Genomic DNA, 8,032 nt, shown 5'->3' with positions numbered 1-8,032 from the left:
TTGTTGGCGACTTTACGCGGTTTGATTCAGGGGGATCTTTCGGGTTGATTTTTCTTTCTTATTGTAGGATAGAGATAAAAAATATATAGCATATAAGTTAAAATTCCTCTAGTTTGAGGTACGCTTGCCTCTATTTTATTCTTTTCTTTGTTGAGGTTCGGTATTTGAGGGAAGGGCGACTCGAATATTAATATCGATTGTTACTGTATTATTTTGATCGATACCAACATTCACAATATTGACTAATGGAGTTAGAGGCAAATAATTATTTAATATAGATTCAGAAGAGGAAGGTTATTAAGTCAAATTTCTCTTTGTATTGAGTGGCTACTCAAGGCTGGATTGGGTGTCATACCAATTATTTCTATAATTTTCATATTAGATCATCGACCATTACCACAAATTATTCGCGATCCCAATGATTTCACCTATCTGGGAATTTTTGCCGGAGTTGCTTTAGTCTGGCTGATCTCAGGATCTGTGTATAATTGGGTTGTAAGTATCCCTTCTTCTAGGGTTATTCAGAATTCTTGGTCGCAGTTTGAATTGACGAGAAAACGTGAAAATGTTGAAAATCGTGAGCGAAAATATTATCGTAAATCAAGTTCTCTGGGATTTAGCGAATTTAGTTTTTTGCTGATTATTATATGTGTTATAGAAGCTTGTATTGGTTCGTCGATTATTTCATTTATATTAGAGTCACAAAAATATGATATTTATTCTCAAGAACTCGCTCGATTTCAACAACAATTAAGTTTAAATCCAAACTATAAGGGAATTCGTCCTGATACTAAAACACCGCCAGAGCTTGATTCATTGTCTCTTTTTCTTAGTGCATCGATCTTTGCTTTGACGAATATACTATTCTCTGTATCTAAAGCAAACAGATATAATCAGATCCAAAAAACCAAGAGAAGGTTAAATGCTCTGCTGAATAAGCTAAATCATTTAGATGAAGAGATTCAACACTGTAAAACAGAAGTAGACAAGGTTAAAAAAGACTTTGAAAAGAATAAACAGGAATACGATAATTTATTTAATAAAAAGGAGTCTGGAATTTTGAATGAAATCAGACTCCTCTCAAACCAAGCGTCTGTCAATCCACCTCGTCACACGTTGAACAGTTTGACAAATATTTTGAAATACTCAGAAGAATTAACAAAGATTAAGATTGACGCTTTGCTGAATGAAGAACAACAAAGATCTGTGTTATCAGTTAGAGATAACCTACTCTTTTTAGCTAGTAAAGTTGCCGAGAAAGAGTTTGAATTAAAAGCACGATACATAGGAAGAGATGCTGGATTACAAGAAAAGCTGGCTAAGATTCAAGAAGATATTAAAAATATTAAGGATAAACCTGAAGTTAAAAGTGTCCGAGAAGAATTTCACAGCAAGGGGGTGATCCGCGAATATGAGATGGCTCTAGAGAGTATAAGAAGTGTAATGCAAGAAGCAATGGAGGTGGTTAAACATAACGCAAAAGAATCTAAAAAGATGCACAAGTTATTGAAGCCATTAACTAGGATGGCAATGAGATTCGAGTCAAGAGGCGAGGCAGCTTGGTCACAAACCGATTTAGGTTCTGTAACTGAAGTACTGGGAAAAATTTCAGAAATATTCGCCAATCAACCTAGAATTGAAATCAACATGGAGAAGAACACTGTGAACAATTCGCAACCAACATCCTACACGCAGAATATTAACAAACCTAGACAGACGGGTATTGATCAGGGTCCTAATTCTACTGGTATTGGAACTCAGCACAATCATGCTCCCAAACAAAATCAAAATCTCGCCGAAGCAGCAGCAGAGATTCAGAAACTTCTAGAGCAACTATCCCAAACTTATCCAACGGAAACATTAGTTGCAGAAAAAGCACTTGAACAAATAGAAAGCAACCAAACGTTGAGGGGGCGAGTTGTTAGTGTCATTAAGGCAATGGGAGTAGAAGCATTGATGGCAGCAATAAATCATCCAGTAGCTAATGTTTTACGTGCAGGAGTAGAAGCATTGAAAGAACCAAAATAAATTTGATATGCTAGTAGTCTGTCACAATTGTTTTGACAGACTACTAGTGCGATACTCCTGATAACTTGCATCATTCTCAATTACCAGTTTCACCCCTCCCCCAACCCCTCCCATAAACCCTAAAAGGAGAGGGAAGCAAGATTTCATGCTCCCCCTTCCCTCGCAGGGAAGGGGGCTGGGGGGTTAGGTTTTTCCACTTATTTAAAGTTATCAAATACTCCCCCTCACAAAGTCTTCAAATACTCAATCAACGCCGTCTTCTCATCACCAGGTAAATCAGTACCATACAAATGTCCCTGATTCCCATTAGCAACTAAACTCGTATCATATTTAAAACCAACCTTCTGGGCTTCCGCACCCTCGGCAACAAAACCAACTTTTTCCTGATTATAAACATCATATCCCCGATAAAATACTTGAGGACGATTTTCCGGTTTTTCCAGTAAATCTTGTAACGAAGGAACCGAGCCATTATGTAAATATGGCGCTCTTAACCAAAGTCCATCAAGAGATACCGCCACATAACCATTAGTCTTGCGCAGATAATCAAAATCCCACTCATAATCTTCAGCATATTGATTGTAACTATCTGCCGCTGCTTGAGTCCACATATCCAAACGGTGTCTGTCAGTACCAATCTCCTCAACAGGAATTACCGTTCCCGTCTTTTTCCCACCAAAAGCATGGCAAGAAGCACAATTATTATTAAAAATCTTACTACCTTTTACCACTAATTCTGTATTGAGTGCAAAAGGATATTTAGGTGGAGGAAGTTCCGTAATAAACTCTTCCACCCGCTTCAATCCCTCAATATTAATCGACTTTGGACTAGCCCCATCACCAATTGCTCCTGTTTGAATAGTTTCCACCAAAGAAGTTTCCAACCCATCCCAATGGTAAGCAAACCCTGACTCTACCTTAATTTTCTGATTCCAAATCGACATCATATCAGAATTATCGACCGTATCATCCAAAGGTTGCTCTAAATATCTAAACTTACCAGGATTAAAAGGAGAAATCCGCCCTGCGCCCCAATCTGGACGAGAATCCATCCAAGCCAATCCCGCCGCTTGCCTAAGAATACCTTTCTTAGTTTGGGGAATAATTACATAGCGATAAAGCAACTTGTCAAACCAAGAAAGATTGTAGACATAGTTAATCTCACTTAGGATATAATCTGGCGTAAACCTGGGGTCATTAGCACAAGCTGCTAGAAATCTTAGATAGCTTTGGGAATCAAACTTACTCGAAGGACCACCTAAGAAAATCAAAGGTTTATCTTTCGGAGTTTCCCGCACAGTAGAAGTATGACAGACAGCACAAGTAATACCCTGACGGGGAAAACCAATAGTCATTTTAGAAATACCAATCGGCGTTTCTTGTCCCTTTTCCCAAGTAAAACCTAAAGAAGTATAACCACCTGGTTTTGGTAACTTTTCCGGAAATAGTCGAGGTAATACCAACCAAATCCAATAAGGTATTCCCTCACTAGCTTCCGTACCAATTGAACCGTATTTGAAGTGTTCCTCTGGTGATTCGTAATAAACGGGTACTTCTCGGAAAAGATTGTACCAGGCGATATATCCTACGCTGCCAATTAAAAGGGCGATAACTAGAAAGATGATAGTTACTGTTTTACCGATTTTTGACTTAATCGCTTCCATAAGTTATTCCTCGTAGCGATGTTTATGTTTTAACGCAAAGGGCGCAAAGGTTTATTTGTTACGACTTACTGAGATCTTGCACCTGCTTCTGGCGATTAGAAATCGCGGCTAGAGAAACCAAGTCCCCCTGCGCGGTAACAGAAAATCAAGGCTTTTAAACCCACGTAGGTGGGTTTTGTCTCTGTAGCCGCGACTTCTAGTCGCAGGCGTGCTCATAAACCCGGTTTCTACAGAAAAGCGTCGGTTTAGACGATCGAGGTTGACGAAGAAACCAGGTTTATGACGAGCTGTGCGTAAGTCATGTTTGTGTTTTTCTGCGTCCATTTGTGGTTTGGCTGTGGCTATATTAAAGTTGTTTCATGTATTCGACTAATGCGTCTTTTTCTCCTGGGGATAATTCGGTTCCGTACAAGTGTCCGCTATTACTATTTCCGGGAACAGTAGTATCAAATTTGAAGTATTTTTTGCCATTTTCTTCTGCTATATCGGAGACAAAGCCAACATTATCTTCATCAAAAACGTCATATCCTCGATAGAATTCTTTTGGTCTATTTTCGGGAACTTCTAGTAAGTCTTTCAAAGTTGGTACTGAACCATTATGTAGATAAGGTCCGCGTAACCAGACACCATCTAGGGGCATATTAGCATAACCATTCGTCTTGCGGAAATGACTAAAGCGCCAAGGATATCCTGCGTAGAGGGTATTCTGGTTAGAGGTTAATTCGTAGGTATAAGAATTTAGGCGATAAGGATCAGTACCAATTTTTGGAAGTTGGGTTACTGTTCCTACTTTAGCACCACCAAAGGCATGGCAAGAAGCACAGTTATTTTCATATAGTTTTTCTCCAACAGTCGCCAACTCCTGATTAATTTGATATGGATAAGCAGGAGGTGGTAATTCCCATAACCAATCTGCCACTCGCTTAATTCCATCTAAATCTACTGTAGTTGGCGTAACACCTGCACCTAAAGCCGCACTGAGATTTCGTTCATCGACTGAATCATTATCGCCATCCCAATGTAACTGCAATCCTTGACGAGGTTTCTGATTCCAAATTGCCGGAAAATCCGATGTACCAATTAATTCATCCGAATCCAACCGATCCATGGGAAAATGGAACTGAATAGCTTTATAAGGATTAAAAGTATCCACCCTACCTGGTCCCCATTCCGGTTCCTCATTTAAAAACGCCAAACGCTCTCCTTGAGTAATTAAAGCATCTCTAGTTTGGGGAATGGCAAAAAAGCGATAAATTAATTTTTGGATGGGATTGAAATTATCTGCGATCGCCTCTATCTGTGGTATCATCTCCCTAGCATTAAATCGCGGATCGGAAGCTGTTGCTGAAAGTAACTTAATATACCCCATCAAATTAACCGTATTGGCAGGCATCGTAGTAATAATCCGAGGTTCGCTATCCGCAGTATCTCTGACTGTACTCGTATGACATACCGCACAATTCAATCCTACCCGATCGAACAATACTCGCCGCTTAGAAAACCCAATTGGTAAATCTTGCCCCTCTTCCTGAATAAATCCCAAAGATTGGTATCCCTCACCCGGTAATTTTTCCGGAAACATTGCAGGCAAAACCTTCCAAATCCAGTATGGAACTCCATTTGCCGCCTCACTACCAATCGAACCATACTTAAAATGCTCTTGAATATCCCCATATCTTACCGGATTATTCGATACCAAAGGCCAAACTACAAATCCAGTAACAATCAGGACAATTCCTATGACAAAAATCCAAATCTTCTTAATCAATTTCTGCAATAACTTCTGTTTTTCTGATTCACTCATAAATCACCTCACTTTCAAATAGGGAATGGGACATATAAAAATACCTTCCTCCTTCTCCTCTTTGCGTACCTTTGCGATACCTTTGCGTACCTTTGCGTAAAAAAAAAACTAACCAAAAGGCTGCGGATGAAACACAGTCATCACCTCTTCAATCACCTTCTCACGATCGCCATCATATCGCCGCTCATCATAACAACCCAAAGGATTCTCCAAAACATTCAACAAACACTTATTACAATAAGTACAAGGCTTCTCTGCCAAATCTTTCCCTTCCTTAAATAGATGAACTAGATTATTATTCGCCACCAAGGGACGAGCAATACTTACTCCATCACAAAAACCTTCACTAATCGCCTTCCGAATATAGGAAGCTTGTTGAAATCCTCCCGTACAAATAACTGGAATATTTACATTATTCTTAATTTCCATTGCTTCCTGTAGATTAACACCTTGATAATCATCCAGTAATTTCGCCATCTCTTGAGACGAGATAAATTCCCGAAAGGAAGCACTCAAGGAGTCATCTTTCACCTCCAATCCACCTAGAGGCTGGGAATGTACCTGTTTTTTTATTCGATCCCAAAAGAAGAGAAAAATTGGATTCAAAGCTGGTATTTTAAACAACAGGTAATTGCGGAAAGCTTTAGTACCACTAGATAGCATAATGTCATACCACCGCCTAGCTTCTTCCACGGGAAATATACCAGGTGGATTCAATGGATGAGGAAATAAACTACCTTTGGAAACGTGAATCGCATCTGCACCAGCTTCCTCCACCCACTTACAGACTTGAATTGATTCCTCCAAAGTATTTCCCGGTTTTTCCCAAGGAATTACGGCATTATTATAGTCTATCGCACTAATTTTAGATTGGAGGTGGAAATCGTTCCCTACTTCTTTTCTAATTGCCCGGATAATCTCCAGTAAAAATCGCGCTCGATTTTCCAGGGAACCGCCATACTCATCTTGCCTGTCATTAATTCCGGAACTGAGAAATTGGGTAATTAAATAGCCATTGGCACTGTGTAATTCTACCCCATCCAATCCGGCTTCGCGGGCACGTCTCGCACCGTCAGCAAATGCTTGGATTGTTTCTTTAATTTCTGCGATTGTCATTGACTGACATAGCAAGCCGTGAAAAGATTCAGTCTTACTAGTTGAACTTAAAGCTTTTTTATTTAGATTCTCTACACCACCGATATCCTGTTGACGACCGGAATGGCTTAACTGCATGATAAATTTGCAGTCATATTCGTGAACTTTTTCCCCGACTTTCCGCCAAAATGGGATACGTTCATCTCGATCTATTGTGGCGTAGTTGGGTACGATTCTGCCTCGGATTTTTACTGGGACGAATGAAGATACGATCGCCCCAACACCACCTTTGGCAAATTTCTCTTCCCAGTTGATTCTTGCCTGATTACCAGAACCATCATAGTTATCAAATCTGCCAGATATATTTGATCGAAAGATCCTGTTTTTTACAGTCAGGTTTCTAAATTGCAGCGGTTCAAAGATAATGTCGTTTGTCATCTGTCTTCCCCGCGAGTGACTCCCACCATAACTGTACTCAGTTTGGTGGTGAGAGGAAACGGGGGGCATAATCTACGCGATATATCCATAACCATCCTTTTTGTGAATGTGTTTGCAGTATTTGTGACTAATTCCCTGGACTAATCCTTTTGTGGTTGAAATATTAAAGCTACCACTTGAAGGATTAAGGTAAAGGGAAACCGTCTAAATATGGCGGCTTTTTTATGACTTAATAGTTGTCTAGCTTGTGCTGGATGGATTGGGTTTAAAGGTCTTTTATCTTGGTCGATGTCGGGTAAACTCTGGACTTCTTTAAAAGCCCCCACCATAGCTGTATCCAGCTTGGTGGCGGGTAGTTTACATAGTCACCCTGATTCGCGGATAGCGATCGGCAAGATCGGGAGTTTATCAGTCTGTTGAAGAAAACTAAAATAACAGTCACTCTAGCCCATCTCGGACTATCTTTCAGAGATCTTTATTTTTTAGACAAGATTTGTCATAAAAATTAACAATAATTTACGAAAGGAAGGAAAATGACGAAACCTGGGATTTTTGTTAAAAATAATTACAATATGGAGTGAGATCGCACTCGAAAGCAAAATTTTGGTGAATAACTGAAAACGGATCAAAAAAAAATAAGCTCAAAGCTTCCAGCTTGAATCAGAAGAGTTTAAGGAGATATTAATGAAGCGATCGCGTTTAAGCATTTTATGTGGTTTGATCCTGATGGCGATGCTTTTGGGATGTTCTGCTGAGGTTGTTCAATCCTCCCCTGTAGAATCTCCCAAAGAGCCAACGTCTCAGACTACTGAGTCTAAAATGGATATTCCGACTCAGCCAACCGAGTCTACTAGTGATACCGCAACAGAAGCAACAGAAGTCGTTAGCGACACGGCGACTGAAGCAACTGTCCCCGCTACGGAGACACCCACTGAGCCAGTTGCAATTGTTACTGATACTCCAACTGAGCCAGTTGCAGCAGTTACTGAACCACAAACTGAGC

Annotated in this window: 4 protein-coding genes and 2 pseudogenes; 2 read left to right on the top strand and 4 right to left on the bottom strand. The window is 39.9% G+C overall.

The features are described 5' to 3' along the window. Nucleotides 1-342 precede the first annotated feature (342 nt). Nucleotides 343-2,028: a hypothetical protein gene (locus NJ959_RS21900; RefSeq protein WP_254013867.1), complete on the top strand. Its 1,686-nt coding sequence runs from the start codon at nt 343-345 to the stop codon at nt 2,026-2,028. Between the two features lie 224 nt (nt 2,029-2,252). On the opposite strand, the gene NJ959_RS21895 is transcribed toward NJ959_RS21900, so the two are convergent. The 4 genes and pseudogenes from NJ959_RS21895 to NJ959_RS21880 form a co-directional block, all read right to left on the bottom strand. Beyond that, nucleotides 2,253-3,692, bottom strand: a complete 1,440-nt coding sequence (locus NJ959_RS21895) for a c-type cytochrome (RefSeq protein WP_254013866.1) — start codon at nt 3,690-3,692, stop codon at nt 2,253-2,255. 346 nt (nt 3,693-4,038) lie between these two features. Then, nucleotides 4,039-5,496 carry a c-type cytochrome gene (locus NJ959_RS21890; protein WP_254013865.1) on the bottom strand — a complete coding sequence of 486 codons (1,458 nt, stop codon included), beginning with the start codon at nt 5,494-5,496 and terminating at the stop codon, nt 4,039-4,041. Nucleotides 5,497-5,604: 108 nt separating this feature from the next. Further along, on the bottom strand, nt 5,605-7,029 hold the full coding sequence (locus NJ959_RS21885; protein ID WP_254013864.1) for an NADH:flavin oxidoreductase: 1,425 nt from the start codon (nt 7,027-7,029) through the stop codon (nt 5,605-5,607). Nucleotides 7,030-7,205: 176 nt separating this feature from the next. Further along, nucleotides 7,206-7,358: pseudogene (locus tag NJ959_RS21880) on the bottom strand (RRXRR domain-containing protein); the annotation flags it as partial. 355 nt (nt 7,359-7,713) lie between these two features. Between NJ959_RS21880 and NJ959_RS21875 the strand changes: the two are divergent. Then, nucleotides 7,714-8,032, top strand: a pseudogene (locus NJ959_RS21875) (hypothetical protein); the annotation flags it as partial.

The organism is Limnofasciculus baicalensis BBK-W-15 (assembly GCF_024178385.1).
GTDB classification, from domain to species: Bacteria; Cyanobacteriota; Cyanobacteriia; order Cyanobacteriales; family Coleofasciculaceae; genus Limnofasciculus; species Limnofasciculus baicalensis.
The sequence above is the reverse complement of the archived record's forward strand: the minus strand, read 5'-3'. Positions and strand labels throughout refer to the sequence as shown.

What these genes read in the sequence shown, in the direction of transcription:
- NJ959_RS21895 (WP_254013866.1), bottom strand. Translation starts at nt 3,692, where the DNA reads ATGGAAGCGATTAAGTCAAAAATCGGTAAAACAGTAACTATCATCTTT.
- NJ959_RS21890 (WP_254013865.1), bottom strand. Translation starts at nt 5,496, where the DNA reads ATGAGTGAATCAGAAAAACAGAAGTTATTGCAGAAATTGATTAAGAAG.
- NJ959_RS21885 (WP_254013864.1), bottom strand. Translation starts at nt 7,029, where the DNA reads ATGACAAACGACATTATCTTTGAACCGCTGCAATTTAGAAACCTGACT.